Annotated in this window: 18 protein-coding genes; 4 read left to right on the top strand and 14 right to left on the bottom strand. The window is 72.4% G+C overall.

The features are described from left to right. The first annotated feature begins 484 nt into the window (after window positions 1-484). A complete protein-coding gene (locus WMF19_RS12615; protein WP_437901621.1) occupies window positions 485-1711 on the top strand; it encodes an IS701 family transposase in 1227 nt (408 codons plus the stop codon). Further along, on the top strand, window positions 1708-2124 hold the full coding sequence (locus tag WMF19_RS12610; RefSeq protein ID WP_437899309.1) for a Uma2 family endonuclease: 417 nt from the start codon (window positions 1708-1710) through the stop codon (window positions 2122-2124). Before WMF19_RS12615 ends, WMF19_RS12610 begins: the two co-directional genes overlap by 4 nt. Window positions 2125-2257: 133 nt before the next feature. Here WMF19_RS12610 and WMF19_RS12605 read toward each other — a convergent pair whose 3' ends face one another. From WMF19_RS12605 to WMF19_RS12560, 10 genes are all read right to left on the bottom strand, one after another. Next, a complete protein-coding gene (locus WMF19_RS12605; protein WP_437899308.1) occupies window positions 2258-4105 on the bottom strand; it encodes a cytochrome c/ABC transporter substrate-binding protein in 1848 nt (615 codons plus the stop codon). Next, complete coding sequence (locus tag WMF19_RS12600) at window positions 4098-4814, bottom strand: SCO family protein (RefSeq protein ID WP_437899307.1); 717 nt, start codon at window positions 4812-4814, stop codon at window positions 4098-4100. The genes WMF19_RS12605 and WMF19_RS12600 overlap by 8 nt, the downstream gene beginning before the upstream one ends. A 7-nt stretch (window positions 4815-4821) precedes the next feature. Further along, window positions 4822-5439 (bottom strand): SCO family protein, encoded by a 618-nt coding sequence (locus tag WMF19_RS12595; RefSeq protein WP_437899306.1) that lies wholly within the window; start codon window positions 5437-5439, stop codon window positions 4822-4824. Beyond that, on the bottom strand, window positions 5436-7697 hold the full coding sequence (locus WMF19_RS12590; protein ID WP_437899305.1) for a YncE family protein: 2262 nt from the start codon (window positions 7695-7697) through the stop codon (window positions 5436-5438). Before WMF19_RS12590 ends, WMF19_RS12595 begins: the two co-directional genes overlap by 4 nt. A 20-nt stretch (window positions 7698-7717) precedes the next feature. After that, window positions 7718-12364: a copper oxidase gene (locus WMF19_RS12585; protein WP_437899304.1), complete on the bottom strand. Its 4647-nt coding sequence runs from the start codon at window positions 12362-12364 to the stop codon at window positions 7718-7720. Between the two features lie 399 nt (window positions 12365-12763). Further along, window positions 12764-13219, bottom strand: coding sequence for a DUF3574 domain-containing protein (locus WMF19_RS12580; RefSeq protein ID WP_437328841.1), 456 nt, complete (start codon window positions 13217-13219; stop codon window positions 12764-12766). 133 nt (window positions 13220-13352) lie between these two features. After that, a complete protein-coding gene (locus WMF19_RS12575) occupies window positions 13353-13724 on the bottom strand; it encodes a DMT family transporter (protein WP_272102931.1) in 372 nt (123 codons plus the stop codon). Window positions 13725-13892: 168 nt separating this feature from the next. Further along, a complete protein-coding gene (locus tag WMF19_RS12570; RefSeq protein WP_272102930.1) occupies window positions 13893-14327 on the bottom strand; it encodes a nuclear transport factor 2 family protein in 435 nt (144 codons plus the stop codon). Continuing rightward, window positions 14324-15286: an aldo/keto reductase gene (locus WMF19_RS12565; RefSeq protein ID WP_437899303.1), complete on the bottom strand. Its 963-nt coding sequence runs from the start codon at window positions 15284-15286 to the stop codon at window positions 14324-14326. The genes WMF19_RS12570 and WMF19_RS12565 overlap by 4 nt, the downstream gene beginning before the upstream one ends. Before the next feature lie 56 nt (window positions 15287-15342). Next, entirely contained in the window at window positions 15343-16434 is a 1092-nt protein-coding gene (locus WMF19_RS12560) for a type III polyketide synthase (protein WP_437899302.1), read from the bottom strand. Between the two features lie 971 nt (window positions 16435-17405). Here WMF19_RS12560 and WMF19_RS12555 point away from each other — a divergent pair. Continuing rightward, entirely contained in the window at window positions 17406-17816 is a 411-nt protein-coding gene (locus tag WMF19_RS12555) for a hypothetical protein (RefSeq protein WP_437899301.1), read from the top strand. 352 nt (window positions 17817-18168) lie between these two features. Beyond that, on the top strand, window positions 18169-19182 hold the full coding sequence (locus WMF19_RS12550; RefSeq protein ID WP_437899300.1) for an OmpA/MotB family protein: 1014 nt from the start codon (window positions 18169-18171) through the stop codon (window positions 19180-19182). A gap of 45 nt (window positions 19183-19227) precedes the next feature. Here the strand turns inward: WMF19_RS12550 and WMF19_RS12545 are convergent, their stop codons facing one another. The 4 genes from WMF19_RS12545 to WMF19_RS12530 all read right to left on the bottom strand — a co-directional run bounded on the left by WMF19_RS12545 (window position 19228) and on the right by WMF19_RS12530 (window position 25475). Further along, complete coding sequence (locus WMF19_RS12545) at window positions 19228-21894, bottom strand: VIT domain-containing protein (RefSeq protein WP_437899299.1); 2667 nt, start codon at window positions 21892-21894, stop codon at window positions 19228-19230. After that, on the bottom strand, window positions 21891-22358 hold the full coding sequence (locus tag WMF19_RS12540) for a helix-turn-helix domain-containing protein (protein WP_437901620.1): 468 nt from the start codon (window positions 22356-22358) through the stop codon (window positions 21891-21893). Before WMF19_RS12540 ends, WMF19_RS12545 begins: the two co-directional genes overlap by 4 nt. A 180-nt stretch (window positions 22359-22538) precedes the next feature. Next, the gene (locus tag WMF19_RS12535; protein ID WP_437899298.1) at window positions 22539-24521 is read right to left on the bottom strand and encodes a hypothetical protein; all 1983 of its coding nucleotides are present in this window, start codon (window positions 24519-24521) and stop codon (window positions 22539-22541) included. A gap of 120 nt (window positions 24522-24641) precedes the next feature. Further along, complete coding sequence (locus tag WMF19_RS12530) at window positions 24642-25475, bottom strand: class I SAM-dependent methyltransferase (RefSeq protein WP_437899297.1); 834 nt, start codon at window positions 25473-25475, stop codon at window positions 24642-24644. Window positions 25476-25564 lie beyond the last annotated feature (89 nt).

Here is a 25564-nt window from a genome sequence, read left to right as displayed (position 1 = left end):
ACGCCGGTGGTGCCCTCGACAGCCGCCGGCGCTATCCTGCGCGCATGTCCGGAGCCGCTTCCGCCCGCCGCCTCGCCACCGCGGACGATCTCCTGGCCATCCCCGAGCGCGAGCGCTTCCACGAGGTCATCGGTGGCGAGCTCGTTCGCAAGGCCATGCCGAGCGGCCCGCACGGGCGCGCCCAGCTACGGATCGGGAGCCGGATCAGCGGACCGTATGATCGACGGCCCGGCGGACGCTGGCCCGGTGGCTGGTGGTTCGCGACCGAGGTCGAGGTCGAGCTGGAAACCCACGAGGTCTACCGTCCCGATGTGACAGGGTGGCTGCGCGAGCGCTTGCCGGAGCTGCCTAGTACTACAGTTGCACTTCGGCGAGGCAGCCGGCCCCGTCCTGGCGCCGCAGGCCTTCGGGTCGGCGGGTCTTGTGCATGGTCACCGCCGCACCACGGACACCTCGACGCCCGGCTCGGTCGGACGGCGCTCTCCTGCACGAACCAGCAGCGCTCAGTGCAGTCTGGGCAGGCGCCTGGACGGGGTTCGTCGAGCGCGTGGGTAACCACTTCGCACGCGCCGAGGTTCGTTCCCACGTCGCTGCCTACCTCAAGGGGCTGCTCAGCCCGATCGAACGGAAGAACAGCTGGCAGCTCGCCGAGGCAGTCGGCGACCCGACCCCGTACGCGCTGCAGCATTTGCTCGGTCGTGCGCGCTGGGATCCGGATGCCGTGCGCGATGATCTCCGCGCCTACGTCGTCGAGCATCTCGGCCATCCAACGGGCGTGCTGGCGATCGACGAGACGGGATTTTTGAAAAAGGGCACGCAGTCCGCCGGAGTGCAGCGGCAGTACAGCGGCACGGCCGGTCGGATCGAGAACTCTCAGGTGGGGGTCTTTCTCTCCTACGCTACGCCACGCGGACGTACCTTCCTCGATCGGGCCCTGTACCTGCCGGCGTCCTGGACCGAGGACCGTGCGCGCTGTAAGCGCGCAGGTGTGCCCGAGGACGTGACGTTTGCGACCAAGCCGCAGCTGGCGTTGCACATGCTGCAGCGGGCCTTGGAAGCAGGCGTGCCTGCCGCCTGGGTTGTGGGCGACGAGGTCTATGGTGATGACAGCAAGGTGCGGCGCTGGCTAGAGGAACGAGAACAGCCGTACGTGCTTGCCGTCTCGAGCCAGCATCGGATCTGGAACGAATGGCGCCAGATCCCCGTGAGCGAGCTTCTGCAGCAGGTGCCTGCGGATGCCTGGCACCGCCTCAGCGCGGGCGACGGGGCCAAGGGACCACGGACCTATGACTGGGCTTTCGCCCGCTTTCCCGAAGCGAAGTCGCGTCGCTGGCAACGCGGCATCCTGTTCCGCCGCAGCCTTGCTGACCCGACTGACGTCGCGTACTACGCGGTCTTCGCCGCGAAAACTACCCCATCAGCTGAAGTGGTCCGTGCCGCGGGAAGCCGCTGGTCGATCGAAGAGTGCTTCGAGAGCGCGAAGGGCGAGGTCGGCCTCGATCACTACGAGGTCCGCAGCTTCACGGGCTGGTACCGTCACATCACCCTCGCGCTCTTTGCGCACGCATTCCTGACGGTCCAGCGGGCTGCTTCCGAGGCGCCCGCGGGGAAAAAAATCGGCCGCGCGGGGCCAGTCTGCCGCGCTCATCCCGCTGACCGTCCCCGAGGTGCGCCGTCTGCTCTGGGCGCTGCAGTGGACCGCGCCGGTTGACCCCGACGCGGTCCTGCGCTGGTCCTGGTGGCGGCGGCATCATCAGGCGCTGGCGCGCCGCTGTCACTACCGGCGCCGTGGCGCTCGGCCGCCGTAAGTACAACTGTAGTACTAGGGAGGTGCCCATCCGGGTGCGGCCGGACTGGGTGTGTGAGGTGCTATCGCCGTCGAACAGCCGCAACGATCTGTTCAAGAAGCTCCGGACCTACCAGCGCTGCAAGGTGCCCCACTACTGGATCGTCGACCCCGAGACGGAGACGCTCATGGTCTACCGGTGGACGACCGAGGGATATCTGCTGGTGCTGGCGGCCGAGCGGGAGGATCGGGTCAGGCCCGAGCCCTTCGATGCGATCGTCCTGAAGGTAGGCGCGCTGTTCGACGACGACGAGGACGAGGAGGAGCGGCAGCGGTGACGGACCGCGGCCCCGCGACCTGGCGACGAGGGCGCCGCGAGGCAGATGGCAGCAGCGGTGGAACCGGTGGATCGCGACGGTTCTCCCCCGGCAATTCGTCCTCGTGGAACACCCAGGTCGAGCTCGATCCGTTCTACGGAACCACCTCGATCCACACCGACGCGCGCACAGGAGCAGGAGCGTCGGACGCCGGATCCATCCGGAAGACGCTCGCTCCGAGCACCCCGGTCCGGCGGTTCCGGGCGAAGGTCACGGGCGGGGCCGGGCCTGCGTCGAAGTCGCGCAGCTGCTCGAGCGCCGCGATCAGCCCCTCCCGCGTCGCATGGGCGCCGGCGCGCTTCAGCGCCTCGATCGCGATCTGCGCCGCGACGTACGCGCTCGCCTGGACCCAGAGCGGCCCCGGCGCGACGCCCGCCCGGCGCAGGAACGCATGCAGCGCGTCCTCCGATGCCCGCTCCCGCTCACCCAGGGAGCCTGGGTACAGGAACAGCACGCGGCCGGCGAGCCCGCGGGACGGCGCCCCGGCGCTCCCTGCGAGTGATCCGAGCGAGGCGTAGATCGGCGCGGCCGATCCGACGTCGTCCAGCGCCGCCCGGGCGCTCGCGAGGTCCGCGCCGGGGCCCCAGAAGAGAACGGCCCGCGCCCCGTGCGCCCGCACCGCGCCGGCCACGTCGCGCGGCGAGAGGCGGCCTGGCTCGAAGGAGAGCGCCGGCGGCGCAGGAAGATCGCGGTGAGCCGCCTCCGCGCGCGCGCCCGACGCCCAGGCCTCGCCGGCGCGGTCGCGCGTGTGCACGACGAGCGCGAGCGACGCCGCGTTCGCAGGAGCGCCGGCGAGGTGCTTGACCGCCACGCGGGCCAGCACGTCGGGCCCCGGCAGCACCTGGAACACGAGGTCGTCGGCCCCGGCCGCGCCCCCTCCGGCGACATCCCGCGCGCGGCGAGGGGCGTCGCCGGCCAACCCGGGTGCGGCCGCCGCCGGGGCGCCGCTGGCCAACCCGGGTGCGGCCGCCGCCGGGGCGCCGTCGGCCAACCCGGGTGCGGCCGCGCCGCCGGGCAACCCGGGTGCGCCCGCCAGCGCCAAGGGCCCCACGAGCGCCGCCCGCTCCTCCGAGAGGCGCGCCCGCAGCGCCGGATCCCCGTCGAAGGCGCTACCCACCAGCGCCAGCACGCCCCGGTCCAGCAGGCGCGCCGTCGCCCCGGCCTCGCCTGACGGCCCGGCGCTGTCCTCCACGCGCAGCTCGATCCGCCGCCGGTAGATGCCGCCCTGCGCGTTCACGTCGGCGAACGCCGCCATCAGCACGTCGCGCGCAGCCGCGCCGACCGGCGCATCCGGCCCGGTCAGCGGCAGCGCGGCGCCCAGCGCCACCGAGCCCGCCGTGACGCCAGGATCCAGATCGCGGCCGACGCAGCCCAGATATTCAACAAGATCCGATAGATCCGCCTCTTCCAGGCGGTACCGCGGCATCACCGGGCTCAGCCACTGCCCCGCGGGCCCTCGCCCCTCCCGGATGGCCGTCACCAGCGCGGCGGCGCTCATCGCGCCCTCGTCTGGCCGCCTCCCCTGCCCAGCTCCCCCACCCCGCTCGCCGCTCGACGCAAGGCGCCGCTCGGCCGCGAGCGGCGGCGCCGTGACGCCGCCCTCGGTCGTCCCCTGCCCGCTGGGGCCGTGGCAGCCCGCGCAGGCGGCCTCGCGGCCGGAGAGCGCCGCGGCGCCGCCGACGATCGCGCCCTCGATGGGCCGGCCGTCCTCGGTCGCGCCGCGCTGGTAGATTTGCTTGCCGCGCCGGGCGGCCGGCGAGAGCTCCTCGCACGACCCCATCTCGCCCGCCGCAGCCGCATGCGCCCGGGGCGCGCCGTCATCCCGGCCGAGCGCCCACGCCGCGACCGCGCAGAGCCCCAGCGCCGGCACCGCTGCCAGGAGGCCGAGCCGCGCCCTGCCAGGACGACGGGCCCTCGGCCGACGGGCCCTCGGCCTATCCACCGCCCGCGCTCCGCGCCACAGGCCCTCGCGGCGACAGGAAGGCCCGGACCTCGTCCGCGAGGCGCCCCGGCGGCGCGATGCCCTCGACCCGCGTCCAGCGGCCCTCCGCCTCGCGCCCGATGAGCGTGATCGGCGCGTGCCGCTCCTTGATCGGCGCCCGCCCCCCGAGCGCGTCCAGCACGCGGTTCACGCGCTCGCGCCGCCCCGTCAGGAAGGACCAACCCTTCCGCCGGCCGAACTTCTCGGCGTAGGCGTTCAGCCGCTCCGGCGTGTCCGTGGCGGGGTCCAGCGAGATCGAGACGAGCCGCACGTCCCGGTCCAGCGCGTCGCCGAGCTGGGCCTGGAGCCGGCCGAAGATGGCCGTCATCGGCGAGCAGATCGTCGTGCAGGTCGTGAAGATGAAATTGACGACGAGCACCCGGTCCTTCGCGAGCTCGCGGAGACGGACGGGCCGGCCGTCCTGATCCACGAGCTCCTCGTCCAGGACCTCGACGCCCGTCGCCGGCGAGGCGCGCACCTCCGACGCGCCGTCCGGGGAGAGCCCAGGCGGCCCCGCGGCCGCAGCGACGTCCGGAGGGAGCCCAGGCGGCCCCGCGGGAGCGGGGGCGGCGTGCTCGCCAGGAGGCGCGCTCCCGCGGCCGCACGAGGCCGCGGCGAGCGCGCCGGCCAGGACCAGCGCTTTCAATGCACCGAGAGACAGGAAACGCATGTTGGCCTCACCGTGGGTCGTTGAGGTGCTGGAGGGCGCGCGCGAGCGCCTCGGGCTCCTCGGTGGCAAACGCCTTCAGCCACATGCCGGTCGACGTGTCGCCGACGAGCAGCGTCATCGTGTGCTCGTCGGGCCGCCGCACCTGGCCGCCGAGGCGCTTCAGCACCGTGGCGACGTTCTCGGGCGTGCCGGTCAGGAAGTACCAGCCCTCGCCCGCCTTGAACTTCGCGGCGTACTCCTTCAGCGCGGCCGGCGTGTCGTTCTCCGGGTCGACCGAGATCGTCAGAATCGTCACCGCCTGCCCGCGCGCCCGCAGCAGCGCCTGCACGCGCGCGAGGTTCGCCGTCATCGTGGGGCAGGCGCCCTTGCACGAGGTGAAGGCGAAGTTGATGAGCACCTTCCGGCCCCGCAGCAGCCCGGCATAGAAGCGGTGCGCGCGGCCGTGCTGGTCGACGAGCTCGGTGTTGGTGAAGTACCGCTCCGCGGCGGCGTCGTCCTCCCTGGAGACGCCGCCGATCTTCATGCGCTCCACGCGCGGCGCCTTGTCCTCCGCGGGCGTGAAGCGCGCGGACGAGGAGATCGCGAGCGCGAGGGCCACCGCGGCGAGGGCCGCCCCGGGCCTCATCGCGCACCTCCGACGTGCGCGCCGGCGCCGCGCGGGGAGACCCGCAGCGGGACGGACGGGAGCGCGCCGACAGGCGCCCCGCGCCCCGGAACGGCGGCGAGGAAGCGGTACTGGCCCGGCGCGGGCGGCGTGAACGCGACGGAGAACGTGCCGTCCCCCTCGGCCTGCGGCGCGCCGCGGAAGCGGTACCCGGTCGGGAACCGGACGACCATCACCTCGATGTCTTCCGCGTCGAGCGGAGGGCCCCCCTCGCCGGCGGTCGCGCGGAAGCGGAGCGTCGCGGGCTCGCCCGCCGCGAGCCGCAGGTCGGGCTCGAAGAGCGGCGCGATCGCGATGTCCTTCACGGGATCGCCCCCGCAGCCGGACCCGTCGGCCTCGCCGTCGCCCGGGGCGCAGCGCGCGGGCGCCACGGTGGCCTCGAGGCACACCCCCGTCCGCGGGCGGTCGAGGAGGAGCTCGACGTCGTAGCGCCCCCCCTCGCCGAGGCGCACCGTGGTCGCGTACACGCCCGGACGCACCTCCTTGAGCGACCTGTCCTCGACGAGGAGCGATCGCGGCTCGCGGCCGTAGCTCGGCAAGGTGCCGATCGGGGCCATCATGCCCTCCACGTAGACGTAGAGCGCCTTGTCGGCCGGGCTCGCGACGAGGGCGCCGTTGCCCTCGGGCAGAGGGGCGATGGGCGTGGCGAGCGCGGCGGGCCCTGGCCGCGCCGGGGCGGCCAGAGGCGGGCCCTGGCCGACCGCGATGTTGACGAGGGGCGGGGCCGCCGCGCCGCCGAGGGCCGCCCGGTCGACGAGCGAGACCCGCGCGGCGCCCCGGTTGCGGATGTAGGCGAAGGCCCCTGTGAAGGTGACCGCGTCCGGCGCGGCCAGCCCGGTGAGCGTGTGCGCCACCGCGCCCGTCGCGCCGTCGAGGACGGCGACCTCGTTCGCTGTCGGGTTCAGCGCGAACGAGAACCGCCCGCGCGGATCGAACTGGAGCGCGCCGAGCCCGGGCTTCAGGGCGACGCGCCCGGCCACGACGCGCCGCGCGGCGTCGAGGACGACGACCTCGCCGCGCGCGGCGTTCGCCGCGTGGACAACGCCCGCTTCATCGCTCGCCGCGATGGAGACGACGCCCTCGCCCACCGCGATCTCGCCGAGCGGCTCGAGCGTCTCGCCGTCCACCACCGCCACCGAATCGCCCTGCTGGCTCGTGATCCACGCGGCGCGGCCGCCGCCGGTGAAGGCGATCTCGTGGTGGCCCGGGCCCACCGGGAGCGTCTTCAGGACGTCCGTCGAGCGGGCGTCGATCACGCTCACCGTCCCGTCGCCGTCGTTGCCCACCCAGACCGTGCGCCCGTCGGGCGCGATCACGACGCGCGACGGATCCTGGCCGACGGGGACGTTCGTCCGGACGAGCCCCCGCCGCGTGTCCACCACGGCGAGGCCCCGCCCGCCCCGGAGCGTGACGTAGAGGCTCTCCCGGTCGGGGTGCAGGACGAACGAGACGCCGGGGCCCGCGAGGCTGACCACGCTCCGGAGCTGCGTCCTGGCCAGGGCGACCTGCGGGTTGATGGCCGAGAGGGTGTTGTCCTGGTTCAGCGTCCAGAGGAGGTAGGCGTTCATGTCGACCTCGGGGCGCACGGACAGGAGGCCCGCCATGAAGCTCCTGATCTTCCCCCGGCACGCCGCCTCGTCCGGCGCGGCGTCGACCGCGCCGCTGGCGAGGCTCGCCGCGGACACGCCGCTGGCGAGGCTCGCCTCGGGCGCGCCGCTGGCGAGGCTCGCCGCTGGCGCGCCGCTGGCGAGGCTCGCCTCGGGCGCCCCGCCGGAGAAGCTCGCCGCGGCGGCGCCGTCCGCCCCGGCGCGGCGCGACATCCAGCCGAGCGGCGTGAGGCCACGGACCGGCGCGCCGGTGGACGCGTCGGTGATGGTGAACTCGGCCACGACGTCGGAGCCCGCCACCGCCGCGGCCGGCGCCGCGCCGAGGCCGCTCTCCCCGCCCTGCTGGTCGCGGTCCAGCGGCCGCAGGGCGAACGCGATGGAGAGCCCATCGCGCTCGACCCGGCTCTCCTGCAGGGGAGCCGCCGGCTCCTCGGGCTGCGCCGGCTGCGCGAGCTGCGCCGGCTGCGCCGGCGGCTCGGCCCCCGGGTCCTGCGAGGCGGGGAGCGCCTCTCTCCTGCCGCAGCCGAGCGCCGTCGAGGCGCCGAGCCAGGCCAGCGAGAGCCAGAGTCCGCGCGAGCCCATCGAGGTCCCGCCCATCGAGATCCTTCGCATCACAGCGCCCCTCCTCCCGCTCACGGCGTGACCCGCCAGATGCCCCAGAGCCCGCCGGTGAGCATGGCGTTCGACTGGTCCAGGTAGAGGCGATCGCCGGGGACCTCGAACATGCCGCCCGACCTGAAGTAGGGAGTCACGTTCCACGCGGTCATGGGGCCGATGCCGCCATGCGCGCTCACGGCGAAGCTCTTGCTGTTCCGGCCCTGGTACCGGGATCCCGAGCCTTGCGCCCACGGGTTGTACGCCCACTCCGTGTTCGAGAGCCCGAACGAGTGCTGGCGCCGGTGCCCCGAGGCCTGCAGCACGCGGAAGCGCACGCGGTCATAGCGCCCCGCCGTGAAGATCGGCGTCGCGGGATCGCCGCGCCCCGCCGAGCTGAAGACGCCGCTGACGTCGAGGCCCGGCATGGTGCCGAGATGCGCGTCGGGCCCCACGCCGAGCCGCGCCCAGATGGGCTCGGCGCGGTAGTTGAACGCCTTGTGGCCAGTGAAGTCGGGATCGGGCGGGCCCAGGACGTTCGCGAGGACATCGCCGCAGGCCAGGGCCGGGTTGAGGCAGCGGAACGCCGCCTGATCCGACTGCAAGGGCACCTCGTCCTGGTAGAGGAGCACGAACTCGCGGAACCAGATCTCGGAGCCGTTCTCGTCCCGGTACTTCACCTGGGCCGCCGCGCGCGAGTCCCGGCTCGGGTACCAGACGGCGCCCTCCGGCTCGACGATCAGCGCGCCGATCCCGCCGTGCATCGGGTGGTTCACCACGTCCGCCATGTCCTTGAGGTTCACGGCGCCGAGCTCGACGGGCTGCCAGCGGACGTCGCCCCGGGTCGTCACGGAGATGTCGCCGGCGTACCAGGTGTACGTCCGCTGCTTCCCGCGCTCGACCGTCTGATCGGGGTTTTCGCCCACGTTCGCGCCGTCGCTCGCCGTGACGTCATACCCCACGAGCTGCGCGTGCAGCGAGACGCGGTTCGACGGCCTCACCTGGTTGACGTTGAACCCGTCGACGATGGGAGCGTTGTAGTTCCACTGAGGCGACTTCGGCAGATCCTCGGGCAGGTCGTTGACGAGCGTGACCTCGACGCACTCGCCGGCCGCCGCGCGCAGGACGAGCGGCTCGGGCGGGCGCGCGCCCGAGCGCAGGGCGGCCAGATCCTCCTCGAGGACGAACAGGATGGCGTCGGGATCGTTGAGCCCGTACGTCGCGTTGTACGTGAGGCGATCGCCCGGCAGGTTGCCCCTCGCGGTGATCGCGTGGACTGTATACGCCCTCTTCTGGGCCTCTGGCGGGCACACCTCGACCTCCCGGCGCCTGCCGCTCGGCAGCGACGCGCCCGAGAGCGGCAAGAGATCCGCCTGCCGCTCGCCGTGGACGCGCAGGATGCCCCACCGCCCCTCCCAGAGATCGTCCGTCGGCGCGCCCGCATAGAGGTAGTCCGCGCCGCCCGCCGCGTTCTTCCGGAAGAGGGGCGCCCCGTCGAGCGCGAGATCCGCCTGCTCCGAGACGCCGATGGGCTGCCCGTTGGCGTAGCCGCTGTCGGGATCGGTCGCCTCGTTCAGCCACTTCTTCCCGTGCACGGTGAACACGTGCTGCTCCGCCTGCGCGCCCTGGGTGAGGCGGATCAGGGTGCGATCGCCCTCGTACGCGCGGAGCAGCGGTGTCGCCGGATCGCCGTGGACACGCGAGCTGAAGACGTTGTGCATGTCGCCGGCGTCGCCGCTCTTCTGGACGACCGCGCGCGTGCTGCAGTTGCGCTCGGCGATCCGGAGCGGGATCGGCTCGTTCCGGTAGTTGATGAGCCCGACGCCCGAGTCACGCCACGAGATCGCGTCGGGGGTGGAGGGCCCATGGGTGATGGCCAGCGGCAGCGGCGCCGGCGCCTGCGACGACGGGTTCACCGGCCGGCCGCACTCGTCGTAGATGGGGCCGTAATCGGCGATGCTCAGGTTGAACTCGCGGAACGGGCTGCGGTGGTCGCCCGGGGGAAACAGGATGTCGGCGCGGTAGCTCGTCGGCCCGCCGTCGCTGCGATCGCCGAAGACCGCTCCGGTCTCCGGATCGCGCCAGATCGAGCCGGCCGGCTCGACGACGAGGCCGCCGTAGAGCCCGTGCTGCTGGTGCGACGAGGCGGCGAAGTGATCGTGCGTGAAGGCCGTGTTCAGCGCGCGGTCCTGGCCGGCCTCGCTCAGGATCGAATCGGCCCACCAGCGCTGTATCGTTGTCTGCGCCCCGAACGACGGGGTGGTCATGCGCGGGTGGAGCGTCGGGTCATCGAGCCGGACGCGCGCCCCGGACTCGCGACCCCTGACGTCGGCGGCGAGGGCCCCGCCGAGCGCGTTGGCCGCCTGGATGCGCGCCGCCACCTCCTCCATCGCCAGGGACCCGTCCTCGTAGTTGAAGCCGTTCGCACCGCCGTCCGAGGCGGTGACGTCGAACTTCACGAGGTGGATGTGCTGGCCGATGACGTCGGTGGGCGTGAAGACCTGGAAGTCGTCCGCCGCGAGCGCCGCCGGGATGAGGTTCGTCGCGTGGAACACGACGCACTCGCCGGATTGCGCGCGGATGAACAGCGGCTCCGGCGCCTTCGTGCCGTCGAGGGTCGCCTCGACGTCCTTCTCGAGGACGATCATGCGCGCCTGCGCGTCGTGCCAGCCGGCCCGGTTCACCGGGGCGTTGGTCTGGACGTAGGCCGCGCGGTAGGTGCGCACCGGCGCGCCTGGCGGGCACGGGTCCGCGAAGGGGGCGCCTGCGGCCGGCGGCTGGCCGTTCACGAGGAAGAGCGCCGGCTCGCCCTCCGCCGTGAAGGCCGGGTAGCCCTTGACGGGGAAGCCGTAGCGCTCCGGCGCGCGCACGGCGCCCGGGAACGCGCCCGCGTGGAAGTTGGCGGCCGCCACCTCCGACGGGGTGCCGTCCTTCGGCAAGAGCTGCACGTCGGCCTTGGAGAGCTGCACGTCGAAGAGGCCGCGGCCGCCGACCGCCGCGCCCCCCGGCGGGACGTTCGCGATGTAGTGGCGCGGGAGCCCGCCGTCGTTCTCCATGTCGCGGGGCGGCTGCGACGGCCGGTGCCCGGCGACCGCGGCGACGTAGAACGGATAACCCGGCATGGGGTCGCGCTCCTCGGTCTTCCCGTCGGCCATCCTGACCGACGTCCGCGCGTAGGTCGGCATCGGCGCCAGCGCGACGCCGGGGATCGGCACGACCGCGGGCGTGGGCGTCCCCGCCGCGAGCTCGCCGTCCGGGAGCGAGCGGTCCGGCGTGCCCGCCTCGAAGACGTCGTGTGTGCGCCAGAGCCCCCACATGCCCTGCGCGAAATGGGCATACAGGTGGCAGTGGTAGATGGCGTCTCCCACGGAGAGGTTGCGGTTGCCGCCTCCGCCATAGGTGATGTCATACGTGTAGGCGGCCCGCGGGCCGATGGTCTGCGAGTCGATGTACGCGCTCTTGTCGTTGCCCGGCGACCGCAGCCACTGGTGGCCGTGGACGTGGAAGACGTGCGTCTCGCTGGGGCCGGCGTGCAGGTTCCGGATGCGGACGGGATCCCCGAGGTAACCGTGCGACACGTTGGAGGGGTCGTCCGGATAGAGGGCCTCTGTCGCGTTGCCGGCGTCGTCCCGATCGATGTTCAGCGCCGGATCCCCGTTGACCCACGAGCTCAGGAAGAACTCCTCGAACTTGCACTCCTCGCAGCGCTTGCTCGGGCCGATCCTCTGCTTGTTGGCGAAGACCGCGCTGCCCAGGCTGGCGGCGCCGTAGTTGATGCCGAAGCCGGTGCGCACGCCGTTGTAGCGCGGGTCCGCCTGGTACTCCGCGATGGGCTGGACGACGCTCAGGATGTCGTGGAAGAGCACCGTGAACTCGCGGAAATAGCCCATGTTCTCGGAGGCCGGGGAGCCGACCTCCGTCTCGTCGAAGCCCGCGATGATGGCGTTGACGTCGCCGTGCACGATCTCGCCGGCGTCGTCGATCATCTTCAGGATCGGCTGACCGGACGCGTCGACCGCGTCGTAGTCGATGCGCGGGGTGCCGTCCGGGTTCGACGGGCGCAGGGAGGCGGCCGAGAGCTCGGCGGCCGTCACCTGCGAGCGGTACGCGATCGCGCCCGGCGGCTCGACCGTGACAGCGCCGTACAGCGTCTGCGAGATCCGCCGCCCCGGCCCGGGCTCCGAGCCGACCGTGGCGCCCCCGCTGTGCATGAGGAACGTGCCCTCGCGGCCGGCGAAGAGCTCGTACGTGCGCGTCTCGCCCGGCGCGGCCAGCGAGCTCTCGTTCTTCCCGACGTCGGCGGCGAGCGCGTCGATGCTCCGGATCTGGAGCCCGACCACCTGGATCGAGGCGTCGCGGGTCGACGTCGAGGTGCTCGGCAGCGCGCCTGTCGCGGGCGTGAGCCAGTTGGTGAACTTGATGGAGAGCCTGTCTCCGGCGTTGACCCGCAGGACGAGGGGCCTCGGGCGCTTGCCGGGCCGCAGCGTCGCGTTGCCCGGCCCGATGGCCTTCGACGGGTCGGCGGCCACCACGTCCCGGCGGAGCGCGTACACCATGCCTCCAGGGTTGAACGCGCCGAGGCGGTCGTAGACGAACATCTGATCGATGGCCACGACGTCCGCGAACACCGTCCTTCCAGACGCGGGTGCATGGAAGTCGGAGCGCACCTCATCTTGGCTCTCCACTACGTTCTCCTCCTCCTGAGGAGGCGCTTCGGAGCCCGAGCACCCAACGACAGCCACCATCGTCATGGCCCATCCGGGCCGCCAGGGAAGCCTCATCAGCACGGGGATCTCCTTGCTCCCGTTGGAGCCGAGCAGGAGCGCTCACGTCGAACGCTTGTCGTTATGAACGCCAGGCACGAGCACGCCGACGGATGCGCGCAACGCAATGCGCGGCCATGCGCCGACCGAAGCCTGGCAGTTGTAATAAAACTTTGTCTCCCAGCCCCCCGCGGGTCAAGAATCTTCGCGATCAGGGGCCCGCCGAGGAGGGAGAACAGGCGCTGTTCCGAACAGACACGCGCGGGACATGCGCAGTCCCCGCGGCGGGCGGAGCTCCACCTTCAGCGGCGGTTACAGGCGTCAGAAGCCGACGCAGACGGGCTCGTCGATACGCAGCACGGACTCCTGGTTGAAGCGAACCTTGTATTCCTTGCGGATCGCGTCGATGGCGTCCGAGGCGACCTGGCCGCCGTCGTGGAGGAGCATGATCAGCCGGCTGTCCTCGCGGATCAGCTTCCCCGTCTTCGCGAGGTACTGGCCGTCGACATCGAACTGGGTCAGCCCGTCCTTGAAGCGCGGGGTGACCGCCGTGTCGACGAACTGCTGCCACTCCGCCTGCGTCACGGGGGGCAGCTCGAACCGATCCAGGCCGAAGAAGAGCTCGGTCCGCGTCATCGGATCGCCGCGCCCGCAGGCGGCGCCGGCCCGGCCGGGCGAGGGGTGCGCGGCGTCCTGGCGGGCGCCGTGGCACGCAGTCGCGAGGGGCGCCGCGAGGAGCACGGCGAGCAAGGCACGCGGGAGCGTTCGGCTGCGCATGGCGGCGGTCTCCGGGATGAGGGCGTTCGGGCGCGAGGCGCGCGCCACCGTACCACGGCCCCACGCCGAGGGAGGGCGGAGAGGCAGGCCGGTCCGGCGGTCCGGCGTCGCGCCGCGGAGGCCGGCCGGAGGCCTAGGCGATGTTGTACGCGAGCAGCGCGATCCCCGCCGCGATCAGGACGATGCCGCCGATCTGCAGCGCCGTCAGCGTCTCGCGCAGGAAGTACACCGAGAAGACCGAGATGAGCAGGAAGCCGCCCGACGACATGATCGGATAGGCGATCGACAGGTTGATGCGCTTGAGCGCCAGGACGTAGAACAGGATGTTCGACGCGAAGAGCACGAGCCCCAGCACGAGGTGGTAGTTCGTGACGAGCGCGAGGGCCTTCTCGACGAGGGACAGCCCCTCCATCGAGGGGACGCGCCGCGACGCCAGCTTCATCAGGATGTTCGCTGTCGCGTTGAAGACGAGGGCGATGATCAGGAAGAGGTAACCTTGAGCCATGGCTGACGTGCGGCGAGCGCGCTCTCGGGGGAGCTCGCCGGTCCCGGGAGGGCACCGGCGCGGCGGGCAGCAGTAGCAGATCCGGGAGGACGGCGGGAGCGACAAAGGAGGGGGCAAGGCCCTCGCGGCGCGGCCCCTCGGCGCCTCAGGCGGGCGGGGCGCCGCGCCTCAGGCGGGCGGGGCGCCGCTCTCGTCGCCGAGGAACGCCATCACGGAGGCCACGTCGTACGCGTTCTCCCAGTGCTCCGTGATCAGGCCCCCGCGGAAGCGCCAGACCCCGCAGAACGGCATCGCGAGGCTCGCGCCGCCGAGGTGAGCCCGCAGCAAGCCGAAGGCGGCGCCGAAGTGATCGTTGGCGAAGATGTGCTGCACATCCATCTGCAGGGTGCCGCCGGTCATGCGGATCAGCTCGCGCTCGTGGGTGGCGGCGGCCGCCCTGCCGACGACGCGGCCGGCGGCCCTGTCGCGGCAGAGCTCCCGGTGCGCGGTGTGCAGGACCATGTCGTCGGCGACGAACTCCCCGATGCGCGACAGATCGGCGTAGAGGGTGCGCAGCTTCTGGACGTTCGGATGGGCGGCGCTCGTTTGCTGCTGGGTGCTCATGGCGTCTCCTCCGTGTGGGCGGACCCCGATTCCGACGTCGATGGACGCCACGTCTTCGCGGCGGCGGCGGCGTCCTCGATGGCGGCCAGCTCGCTCTCGTCGAGCTTCATGTCCGCGGCGCGACAGTTCTCTTCCAGGTGCTTGATGGACGAGGTGCCGGGGATGGCGAGGATGGACGGCGACCTGTGCAGCAGCCAGGCGAGGGCCAGCTGGGCGGGCGTCGCGCCGCGCTCCTTGGCGAGCCCGGAGAGGACGCTGCCGGGCTTGGCGAGGTCGCCGTGCCCCATGGGGAACCACGGGATGAACGCCATGCCGTGCTGCTCGGCGTACCGAAGGGCCTTCTCCCCGGAGCGGTCCGCGACGTTGTACAGGTTCTCCACGGCGGCGATCTCGGTGATCTCGCGCGCCTTGGCGAGCTGCTCCACGGTGACCTCGGGCTGCCCGGAGAGCCCGATATGGTGGATCTTGCCCTGCTCCCGGAGCCGCGCGAGCTCGCCGAGCTGATCGGCCAGCGGTACGGCCGGGTCGATGCGGTGGAGCTGATAGAGCTCGATGCGCTCGAGCCCGAGGTTGCGCAAGCTCATCTCCACCTGCTGGCGGAGGTACGCCGGACGCCCGCACGGGACGATGTACGGGCGCCCCTGCACCGTCCAGTCCTCCGGTCCGGAGCGCAGCAGCCCGCCCTTGGTGGTGATCACGAGCCCCGCCGGGTACGGATGGAGGGCGCGGCGGATGATCTGCTCGTTGGTGTCCGGGCCGTAGGCGTCGGCGGTGTCGATGAAGTTGACCCCGAGGTCGACGGCGCGCCGCAGGAGCCGGACGGCCGCGTCCGGGTCGGCCGGCGGCCCCCAGTAGCCCGGCCCGGTCAGGTACATGGCGCCATAGCCCATGCGGCAGACGGGACGGTCGCCTCCGAGCGTGAACCTCAGCGACGGAGTCTTCAGCGATGCGTTGGTCATCAGCCTTCCCTTCCTCTTCTCACACGATTTACACGGCAGGAGCGACAGGGCCGCTGTCACGCGGCGACGGACGAACGCCCTCCGCCCCTGCTCTGGCCGTGATCGTTCACCCAGGAACCGACGGCCATCTCCGCCGTGATCCCCGGGCCGAACCCCGCGATCACGCCGCGCGCGCCGTCGGGCATCGGCCTGTCCGCGAACAGGCGTCCTAGAGAGTCGAGCACCACCGCGCTCGCGATGTTGCCGTACTCCGTCAGCGTGGCCCTGCTGTACCGGAACGCCTCCTGGGGCACCTCCAGGTACTTGCACAGATCGTTGAGGATGCGCGGACCGCCCGCGTGGACGATGTAGAAGTCGAGGTTGCCCACGTCCCAGCCGTGGCTCGCGACGAGCCGGCGCATCACGGGGGCGAGGGGCTTCATAGTCCCGGGCACCCGCTTGTCGAGCCGGAAGTGAAACCCGGTGTCCTTGACGGCGTACGAGATCCACTCCTCGGTGTCCGGGATGAGATAAGCCTCGTTCCGCTCCAGCCGGATGCCGGTGCCTCCGCTGCCCCGGACGACGACCGCGCCCACCGCGTCCCCGAAGAGGCCGTCGGACAGGAGCGATCCGACGTCATCGTCCGTCGGCTGGTAACAGAGGGAGCAGAACTCGCAGGCCACGATGAGCGCGTTGGCCTGCGGGTGAGCCGCGCAGAAGTCGTGCGCGCGGCTGATGGCCGCCGCCCCGGCCGCGCAGCCGAGCTGCGCCATCGGGATCTGCCGCGTGTCGTGCCGGAAGCCCATGGCGTTGATCAGATGGGCCGTCATAGACGGCATCATGAAGCCGGTGCACGAGACGAAGATGATGGCGTCGATGTCCCGCGCCGTGAGCTCGGCGTTCTCCAGCGCCTGCCGTATCACCGGCGGCACCCGGCGCTTGGCCTCCCGTTCGTAAATTCTATTTCGGATCTCGAAGCCAGGGTGAGCGAGCGCCTGCTCCAGAGGCTGCACGATGTGCCGCTTCTGCACCCCGGTGCCGTTGATGAGCCGCAGCACGAGCTTCAGCTGCGGGTTTCTCGCGTGCAGCCGCTCCGCCAGCTTCAGCGTATCTTCCCGCGTGATGATGAACTCCGGAACCGCGACCTCCGGCCTGCACAGTGTGGCCATACTTCCCCCCTACACATGATGAACTCGGAACGTCCGGCGTCGGCCGAGCCGCAGCGAACGGCGCCATGGAGCGGCACACGGAAGCAAGGACGTCGCGTCGATCTACCGCGCTACCGCGCCGTCGGCTCTACAAAGCCCGGAATTCCATCCGGACGCCCATGGCGCCGCAGCGTCATGCCGCCAACGATTCCATCGAGTACCGCAGGAAACACACATCGTCAATGGAAGGCGCGCGATTCCTAACAAGCTGTGTCCAACCAGCGAACACCAGACTCGCCATCCGTGCCCAACGTCGATTGTTCCTCATCCGTGGACGCGTGCGTCCGCGCTCCCCGTCGGAGCGCAGCGCGGGCGGCGGCGCGCCGCGCCCCGCGCTGCGAGCGCGCCAGACGCACCCGGGTCTGCCCCGGGCAAGCCATCTCTCGCGCTCGCAGCGCAGCGCGGACGGCGCCCCCAGCGGGCGAGCATTGGCGCGCACGTTCAGAGTCGCAGTCTCGCGCGATCGCCCCCTCGGCGTCGAACCGCGTTTTCCATATCAGGCGCTGAACGCGCGGTCATCGTGCGCCAGCCCCGGTGTGTCGAGCGGCCCAGATCGCTCGCGGCGGCACGAGGCTTCGCCAGACCACATGAGGATTCCTGAGCAGCGTGGGCGGCGGGAGGCGCCGCGCGTCGCCGGCGGCGCTCGCGAACATGGGTGTTCCCGCGCGAACAACCGATGGATCGATGCCTTTCATCGGAGCCCTGCTATCGTGGGGTCAGGGGCCAATGTGGTCCGCCTCCACACGGTCCCCGCAGGTGCCATTCCTGCTTTTACCGTCAACTTCGTCTCGCGACGTAACTCCACCGATGCCTGCCGCTGCGACGAGCGGCGTGAGCTCGCCATGAATAGCGCCTCTCACGCGCGGAAACGAAGGACGAAGGCGAGAAAACCGGTTCAACGACGACGGGGATCCACCGTGAGCGCGCACAACATGACATCGCTGCATACGGACTGCACGACGAGCACGACGACGCCCGCATCGGCCGAAAACCACGAAAGCAACGCGATCGATCGGCCATCGCTCCGGAGCGCGGCGCCTCCGGAGCTCGAGCCGACGCTGCGCCGAACGCCCGAGGACGGCCAGGGGCGAGGCGCCGATACCCAGATGACCGCGAGCCTCTTCTCGACGTCGACATCGAAGACGCCGGGAGAGATCGACTCGGCCATGAAGATCCTGGCCAAGTCGGTCGCGCGGGAGCTGAGCAAGCATGGATATGGTCCCCGGGAGGCGATCGTCCTCTCGACGGAGCTCGTGCGGCTCATCTCTGCCGAGCTCGAGCAACGCAGGAAAGTGCACCAGGCCTCGCTGCCGAACGGCGCCGGCCACGAGCGCCTGTCGTAGGCAGGCTCACCCGCACGGCCAGCGAGCGCGGGACCGCGCGCAGGCGGATCGATCCCGGACCGGATCGGTCCCTCGGCCCGGTCCGCTGCCGAGGTCTCCGGGGCCGGGGCGCGCGCCCCGGCCCGGCCGCGACGTGGGGCCGCGCGCGTCGACAGATGGCGCGCGACGCGCGCATCCCGCGCTCGGGGGCGCCCCGAACCTGGCCCAGACGCGGCCCGAGCCTGGCCCGAACGTGGATTGAGCGCCGCCCGCGCCTTGTGGGATCACGGCCGCTCGGATAGGCTCCCGCCCGCTCAGCGCACTGGCGCGAGGAGGATGGATCCGGATGATCCGGCGAGAAGGAGCCTGCCAAGTGCAATTGCCTGTTTCGGGTGTCGCAGAGGTGAGCGCGAAGGGGCGCGCCGAGGTCTCCCCTCCCCGCGCTGTCCGGGCCGCTCTCGCCGGGCGCGGCCTGGCCGCGCTGCTCGCGTCAGCGCTCCTCGCCGGGTGCGGCTACACCGAGTTCGAATGGCAAGCTCAGCTCGACCGGTCCGAGCGCCTCCAGCGCGAGCTCGTGGCCAGCCAGGCGCGGGTCCGCCAGCTGGAGGAGCAGGGCCCGCGCGGCGAAGCGGCGGCCGAGCCGCGCTGGGCGAACGATCCGATCTCGGGCCTCGACGTCGGCCTGGGCGCGACGCCGTCGCGCGGCGAGCCGGCCGGGGCCCGCCCGGCGTCGGAGCGCGACAGCGACGTCCTGAGGGCGTTCCTGCCGGTCGCCGCGGGAGAGGTCACGGTCGCGCCGCGCGACGGCCGCGTGGTCATCTCGATCCCGAGCCGGGTCCTGTTCAAGGGGAACCGCGACGCGCTCTCCCCGGCGGGGGAGAAGGTGCTGCGGGACATCGCCGCGATCATCCGCGCCAACGAGCCGCTCAAGGGCCTCGGCTACCAGGTCGTCGGCCACACGGCGAGCGGCGCGCCGGGCGTGGCCTGGCGCAACGGCTGGGACGTGACGGTCGCCCAGGCGCGCGCCGTGCTGCTCTTCCTGGCGCAGCCCAAGGAGGCCGGCGTGCCCCTGGCGCGGCTCAGCCTGGCGAGCTTCGCCGATCTGCCGCCTGCCGACGCGGGCGGAGGCGCCCCGGCGCAACCGCCGGAGCCGCGCGTGGAGATCGTGATCGAGGGGACAGCGCAGCTCCCGGAGGGCCCCGTTCGCCCTGCTGGCGCGGCACCGACGGGTGCGGCACCGGCTGGCGCAGCGCCGGCTGGCGCAGCACCGGCTGGCGCAGCACCGGCTGGCGCAGCGCCGGCTGGCGCAGCACCGGCTGGCGCAGCACCGGCGGGCGCAGCCCGCCCGGGAGCTGGCACGAAGGGTGGGGACGACACGTATCCGTGAGAGCGACGCGAGGGCTGCCGCGGCCATCCGGCCGCGGTGAGCCCGTCATGCGCCGCGCAGCGCGCCGACCCTCTTCCTGAGCGCCGCAGCGTCCCCGAGCTCGCCCAGCAGCGCGCGCACCGCCTCCGGCGCGGCGGCCGCCACGGCGTCGCGGACCTGCGCGCGCAGCCGCCGACCGCTCGCGGCGAGGTAGGCCGCCGCCAGCGCTGCGGCTGCCTCCCCGTCGGCGCCGCCGCGCTGGAGGAGCGCCCCGGCCAGCGCGCAGAGCGACTCGATCGCCTTGGCGACCTGGGCGCCGTAGATGGGGTGGGCCGAGTCGACGCCCTCGTCATGGCACGCCGCGAGGCACAGGGCCGTGCTGGAGAGCCGGCCGAGATCGGTCGAGTCGCCGCGCTCCCAGAGCCCTGACGCGAGCTGCTCCTCGAAGAGGCGCCCCAGGCCGTCGCCCTGGGACGGGACCCCACCAGGAACGGCGCTCGGCGCCGGCGCGACGGCCGGGGCCGGCGGGGGCACGTGGTGCGACGTCGGCGCGGCGGCCGGGGCCGGCGGGGGCACGTGGTGCGGGGGGCCGCCCGGCGCGGCGGCGGCCGGGGGCGCGGCCCAGCTCGCCGCCCGGTCCGCCGAGCCGCGCGCGGCCGCGGCCCCCTCGGTCGGCTGGAAGAGCTGCTTGGCGCGCGCCAGCAGGCCGCGCGCGGCCGGCGCCGACCTGGGCGGGGCGGCGGGCGCCGCGGGAGGGGGCGCCCCGGGAGCGGCCGCGGAGGCCCTGGCCCTCATGACGACCGGACCGCCGATCATCGGGCCACCCCCGCCCAGCGGCATCGCGGCGTACACGGCGGCCGGCGCCGCCGGGCCGCGGTGGCTCGACATCCCCCACCCCGCCGGCGCGCTCACCGGCACGGGCCGCGCCTCGGGCTGCCCGTGAGCCCGCCGGTCGCCCGTCCGCCGCTCGATCACGACGAACGACGCGTGCTTCGACGCCACACGGTGCCGGACCGCGAGGTCCACGATGCGCTTCCGCATCGCCTCGGCGCGCTTGCCGGACAGCGCGCGCTCCGACTCCTCGAGCTCGCGCACCCGCGCGCCCGCCCACAGCGCCTCGAGGCCGGGCCGCGACGCCTCCGCCGCGAGCTCGACCGGCACGTCGAGGTGGAAGCGCTCCCCGCGCAGGGTCCCGCGCAGCGAGAGGCGCCCCATCTCCGGCTGCCCGTAGCGGCCGTAGAGCACCCACGGCTCCCCGTCGACGAGCGCGGGGCGCTCGGCCGGCGCGAGCTCGCCGACGTCGATCCCCTCGAAGCGCGCCTCGAGCCCGGTGACCCGGACCGCCGTCGCCCGCGCGAACTGGGCCGTGACCTTCTCGTCGATGCGCTCGCCCGGGTGGATGAACTCCGCGGCGCCCTCCGTCCGGCGCGCGAGATCGTTCACCAGCACGTCGCTCACGTTCGTGCCGATGCCGAACGTGTAGATCCGCACCCCCTTGCCCCGCTCGACGACGCGCTCGACGATCTGCGCCTCGTTGCCCACCTGGCCGTCCGTGAGCAGCACGACCACGCGATCTCGCTCCGCCTCCCCGAGCATGCCCATGGCCGCGAGCAGCGGCTCCAGCATCTCCGTCCCGCCGTCCGCGCGGAGGCCCTCGACGAACGCGTCCGCGGCCTTGAGCGTCGCCTGTGTGAACGGGGCGAGCGACGGCTCGAGCGCCCGGAAACCGCTGGAAAACGCGATCACCCCGAACCGATCCCCCTCGGCGAGGTGGCGGAGGCAAAGCCGGAGCGCGCGCTTCGCCTGGTCGATCGACTCGCCCTGCATGGATCCCGACACGTCGACGACGAACACGACGTCGCGCCGGGAGGACGCCCGCTTCGCGTGTGCATGCGTGTCGAAGAGGTCCGGCACCACGGTGAGGGCAAAGGTCCCCTCCTGGCCAGGGGTCCTGTCGCACACCACACCTGCCTGCACGCCCGGCGCGCCCGCCGCGAGCAGCACGATGTCCCGATCGAGCGCGGCCTTGTCGTTCCGGAGCGAGACCCGCTGGCGATACCCCTCTTCGCGGCGCACCGAGAGCGCGTGCGAGGGGCTCTCGATCGCGACGTCGCGCCCGAGGTCGAAGACGATATCCACGGTGATCCCGTAGTCGACGCGCGCGATCTCGGGGGAGATGCGGTCGGCGTCGGGCACGTCGCCCGTGGGCGCGTGGACGCCGTGCGCGGTCCGGTCGCCCCCGGTCGCGCCCGGCATGTAGCGGGGCGCGACGAGGGTCGGGATCATGAGCCGCAGCGCCCCCTCGTCGGCCGTGAGCGCCTGCACGAACGCGACCTCGACGACCGTCTCCTCCCCGGGAAGGAGGTTGCCGACGCTCGCCGTGAACACGTTGCGCCGCTCCTCGTCGAGCAGCGCCGCGCCGTGGCCTGTGGCGATCGCCTCGTCGTAGGCCTTGAACGCCTCTTCGCGCTCCTTGACCTCCCCCTCGAGCCTGCGGCCGGCGCACTCCATGGCGAAGCCCGCGATGCTCGCCTCGCCCGGGAGCGGGAAGGTGTAGATCGCCTCGATCGGCCGGCGCTCCTCGTTCCGGTAGCGCTGCCGCACGACGAGCCGCGCCGCGCCGCCGAGGACCTCGCCCGAGAGGGAGACGCCGAGCAGCGGGACCGGGTGGCCCTCGGAGGAGCGAAGGCACGACATCGGCGACGGGTGCGAAGGATCGTGGGAGGGGTTCATCGCGAGCCTTTCGGGGCAAGGGTTGTGTAGCGAGACTCGATATCGAGGGCGATGCGCCGCGAGCGCTCCGGGGCGTCGGTCCGCACGTGGAGCTCCACCCCGTCGGCGATCTCGACCCGCTCCCAGCGCTCGCCGCGCGGCGCGCCGGAGCCGACGGGCGGAGCCGCGGCGACCTCCTCCGGGGCGGCGCAGCGCACCTCCGGATCGCGCGGCGGCGCCCCCGCGGCGATGCGCTCGATCTCGTCGAGGCCCGCGCCCGCGAGGCGCGCCTGGATCTCCTCGAGCGGCAGGTGCGCCTGCTGGAGGACCTTGATGGCGCGGAGCCGCGCGAGGTGCTCTCGCCCGTAGGAAGTGTCCTTCCCGCGGAACTCCGGCGCCGGAAGGAGCCCGCGCTGCACGTAATACCGCACCGTGCGCGGCGCCACCCCCGCCTCGCCCGCGAGCTCGTCGAGCTTGTACGTCATCACGAGGAGCACCCTGAATCGAGACACTACAACTGTCAAGTATACAGTTTCAGTCCCTCCGCGCCCCGGCATCTTCGGCGCAAGATGGAGCAGGGAGCCGGGGAGATGGGGAGATCTGGGATTTTTCTCCTCGCCTCCCTGCCTCCCTGTGGATTTTGCCGAAAAATCCGAGGGGACGTTTCAGAGCAGGTACTTGACCCCGAAGCCGAACTCGATGAACCCGAGCCCAGCCGGGTCCGAGACGACATCGGCCTTCCTGTTCCAGAGGAACTTGTAGCGATAGCAGGTGCCGTCGCACCCCTCCTGATCCTTCTTCTTGAAGGGCGCCGCCAGGCGCAGGGAAGCGCCGCCGGAGACGACGAGGTGCTTCGAGAGGGCGGGCACGCCGACCATCACCTCGATCCGAGGGGTCACGGCGTTCAGGAGGACGCGGCCCGAATCCTCGTACTCGACCGCCTCCGAGCGCCTGAGCGCGAGCTCGCTCAGCGGGGCGAGGAGGTCGATGAAGGAGGGTTGGAGGGCGAGATAATAGGCGTCCGTATAACGTACGACGCCGCGCAGGTTGATGGTGTTCGCGGACGGCACGATCCTCGGCGATCCACCCTCGCCGTCGATGTAGCTCGGGCTCCACGACACGCGCAGCCCCATGTCCGGCCTGTAGAAGGCGTGACCCCACGGGCGATCCATGCCGCCCCCCGTGCCCAGCTCCCGGAGCACCTCGACGGACGCCTCCCGGAACGCGGCCCGGTCGGCGTCCGAAGGTACCTTGTCGTTGGCCGTCGCGAGCACGTAGACGAGGACCGCCTCGGCGAAGCGCCGGTAGATCTCGACCTGATCCCCCTCGCCTCCGGGCCGCGAGGAGAAGAACGTCCTGATCGCGCGGCTCGCTGCCTCCCCGTACTCGCCCTGGCTGGCGAGCCGGATCGCCGGCCAGAGGTCCGCCTGGAGGTCGCCGATCTTCGTCAGCGCCGAGGACTGTCGCTCGATCTGAGCGCAGACCTGGCCGATCAGGTCCCTGTCACAGAGATCGCGGAGCGCGCCGCCGGCGCCGCCGATGACGTTCACGAAGCTCACGAGCTCCAGGTTGCTCGCGCCGCCCCGGGTGCCGATGTTCCACTGGACCCGGAGGCGATCGAGGTTGCTCAACCTGGAGCGCAGCTCCCGGGCCCGAGCGGCGGCGTCTGCCTCCCCGGCGGCAGGCGCGGCGGACGCGGCGGGCACGGCAGACAAGAGGACAGGGATGATCTCGTCGAGCGTCTTGCCGCCGCGCAGGACGTCTCGCGTGACCAGGACCGCCTCGTCCAGGAGTGCTCTCCTCGCGGCGTCGTCCGTCACCTCGAGGGCCTTCGCCGCGGTCGCCCCGACCACGACCGCGGCTGCCCTGATGAAGTGCTCCTCCGCCAGGGCGTCTTTCCTCTGGAGAATGGCGCGGACGGCGAACGCGAGCTCGCACGCGTAGCTGGTCCCTGACGCGGCGCTCGCGCCGCAGTCCTTCTCGAGCGGCGATGGCGCGCCGGCGTCGGTAACGCCCGACGCGAGCTCCTCCTTGAGCACGGAGACACAGGTGTTCAACGACCGCGGGTCGAGCCTCGTCCACGTCAGCTTGCTGGCCGCCGCGCGCTCGGCACGGGCGTCGTCGGCGCTCGCGAACTTGTGGAGGAGCTCGATGCTCTGCGTCCCCTGCGGCTTCTTTATCTGGCCCTCGTTCGACGTCAGCCCGACATAGACCATGTGCCCCGCGAAGCCCGCGACCTCGTCCGTGACGCTCGTCCGGATCGCGCTGAACTGCCGCCGGAAAACCCGCTGGAGCGTGAGAGGGAAATAGGTGAGGATCGGGAACCCGCTCCGCAGGATGGGCTTCAGCGCGTCGCGCCGCTTCTCGAGCGCGTCCTTCTCGGGGCCCGCCGCCGCGTCTTCGAGCTTGTCGAGGATCCCTGCGTATTCTTCGAGGCGCTGATCCACGCTCGCCAGGCGCGCCGTCTGGCACACCAGGTTCGGGGCGACCGCCTCGGCGACCTCCCGCTGGATCAGATCCTCGATGATGTCCCTCACGTCCTCGTAGACCGCGTCGGCGATCTGCGCGCGCGCCGTTCCCGCGAAGCTGATCACCGCCATCGCAGCGGCCGCGCACGAGATCGCGATCTTCCGGTGGTGTCTCGCCATGGCACTCTCTCGGCTGTCGCTCGATGGACGGCCAGCTCGATCCCATCGCAGCACGACCCGCGGCGGGAGACCATCGCGCCTTCGACGGTCCCTCCGGCGCGTCACCGACGCGTCAGCCCGTCAGACCGACGCGATCGTCACCCCGATCCCTGGCAGCGCCTCGACCCAGTACACCGACGAGAACCCCGCTTCGGTGAACATCCGCTGGAACTCCTCCCCCGTCCGGTGCTGGACGAACCCCGGGTCCGCGAGCACCGAGATCGTCCGCGCCAGCTCGATGAACCACGCGGGCCCGGGATCGGCGATGAACGCCTTCCCGTGCGGCGCCAGCACCGTCCGGAACGCCCGCGCGGCGGCCGCGCCGTCCGGGTAATGGTGAAACGACAGGCAGCAGAAGATCGCGTCGAAATAGCCCTCGAACGCGGCCGGCGGCCGCGCCACGTCGGCCTGGAAGAAGGCCATGTTCCGGCACCCCGCCGCCCGCGCGTTGCGGTGGGCCGTCTCCACCATGCCTCGCGAGAGATCGGCGGCGATCACCTCCCCCTCCGGGACCAGCCGCGAGAGCTGGATTGCCGCGCTCCCCGGCCCGGCGGACGGGTCCAGGATCCTCGCGTTCCGCGCCAGGTGCGGCCGGAGGAGCTCGATCACCTCGGCGACGATCGGATCCGAAAAGGGACGGACCAGAGCGTCATAGTCCGCCGAGTGCGCGTCGAACTCCCGCACGCCCTCGTAGTCGTCCGGCTCGGCTGGGAGCAGCTCGGGCTCGGCGTGATCGAGCGTGAGCCGCTGCCCGCCCCCCGTCGGCACGCCGGGCGAAGGCGGCGCGCCGAGCGTCGCCGGCACGTAGAGGCCGAGCTTCTTCCGGTAGATCGCCGGCTGAAACACGACCGCGTTCCACCAGTGCAGGGAGAGCGCCAGCTGGTGCATGAGGTAGAGTCGAATCTCGTTGTTCACGGCGGATCTCCTCCCTGACTCGCGCCCATCACCCGAACCGGCGGCGCCTCGCGGCGGCGCGCCGCTCCGGCGCAGGGTAGGCGTTGACC

This window comes from Sorangium sp. So ce124, from assembly GCF_051525235.1.
Lineage (GTDB): Bacteria > Myxococcota_A > Polyangia > Polyangiales > Polyangiaceae > Sorangium > Sorangium atrum.
The sequence above is the reverse complement of the archived record's forward strand: the minus strand, read 5'-3'. Positions and strand labels throughout refer to the sequence as shown.

What these genes read in the sequence shown, in the direction of transcription:
- WMF19_RS12570 (WP_272102930.1), bottom strand. Translation starts at nt 14,327, where the DNA reads ATGAGCACCCAGCAGCAAACGAGCGCCGCCCATCCGAACGTCCAGAAG.
- WMF19_RS12600 (WP_437899307.1), bottom strand. Translation starts at nt 4,814, where the DNA reads ATGCGTTTCCTGTCTCTCGGTGCATTGAAAGCGCTGGTCCTGGCCGGC.
- WMF19_RS12540 (WP_437901620.1), bottom strand. Translation starts at nt 22,358, where the DNA reads ATGACGTACAAGCTCGACGAGCTCGCGGGCGAGGCGGGGGTGGCGCCG.
- WMF19_RS12580 (WP_437328841.1), bottom strand. Translation starts at nt 13,219, where the DNA reads ATGCGCAGCCGAACGCTCCCGCGTGCCTTGCTCGCCGTGCTCCTCGCG.
- WMF19_RS12560 (WP_437899302.1), bottom strand. Translation starts at nt 16,434, where the DNA reads ATGGCCACACTGTGCAGGCCGGAGGTCGCGGTTCCGGAGTTCATCATC.
- WMF19_RS12545 (WP_437899299.1), bottom strand. Translation starts at nt 21,894, where the DNA reads ATGAACCCCTCCCACGATCCTTCGCACCCGTCGCCGATGTCGTGCCTT.
- WMF19_RS12535 (WP_437899298.1), bottom strand. Translation starts at nt 24,521, where the DNA reads ATGGCGAGACACCACCGGAAGATCGCGATCTCGTGCGCGGCCGCTGCG.
- WMF19_RS12575 (WP_272102931.1), bottom strand. Translation starts at nt 13,724, where the DNA reads ATGGCTCAAGGTTACCTCTTCCTGATCATCGCCCTCGTCTTCAACGCG.
- WMF19_RS12565 (WP_437899303.1), bottom strand. Translation starts at nt 15,286, where the DNA reads ATGACCAACGCATCGCTGAAGACTCCGTCGCTGAGGTTCACGCTCGGA.
- WMF19_RS12555 (WP_437899301.1), top strand. Translation starts at nt 17,406, where the DNA reads ATGACATCGCTGCATACGGACTGCACGACGAGCACGACGACGCCCGCA.
- WMF19_RS12590 (WP_437899305.1), bottom strand. Translation starts at nt 7,697, where the DNA reads ATGCGAAGGATCTCGATGGGCGGGACCTCGATGGGCTCGCGCGGACTC.
- WMF19_RS12595 (WP_437899306.1), bottom strand. Translation starts at nt 5,439, where the DNA reads ATGAGGCCCGGGGCGGCCCTCGCCGCGGTGGCCCTCGCGCTCGCGATC.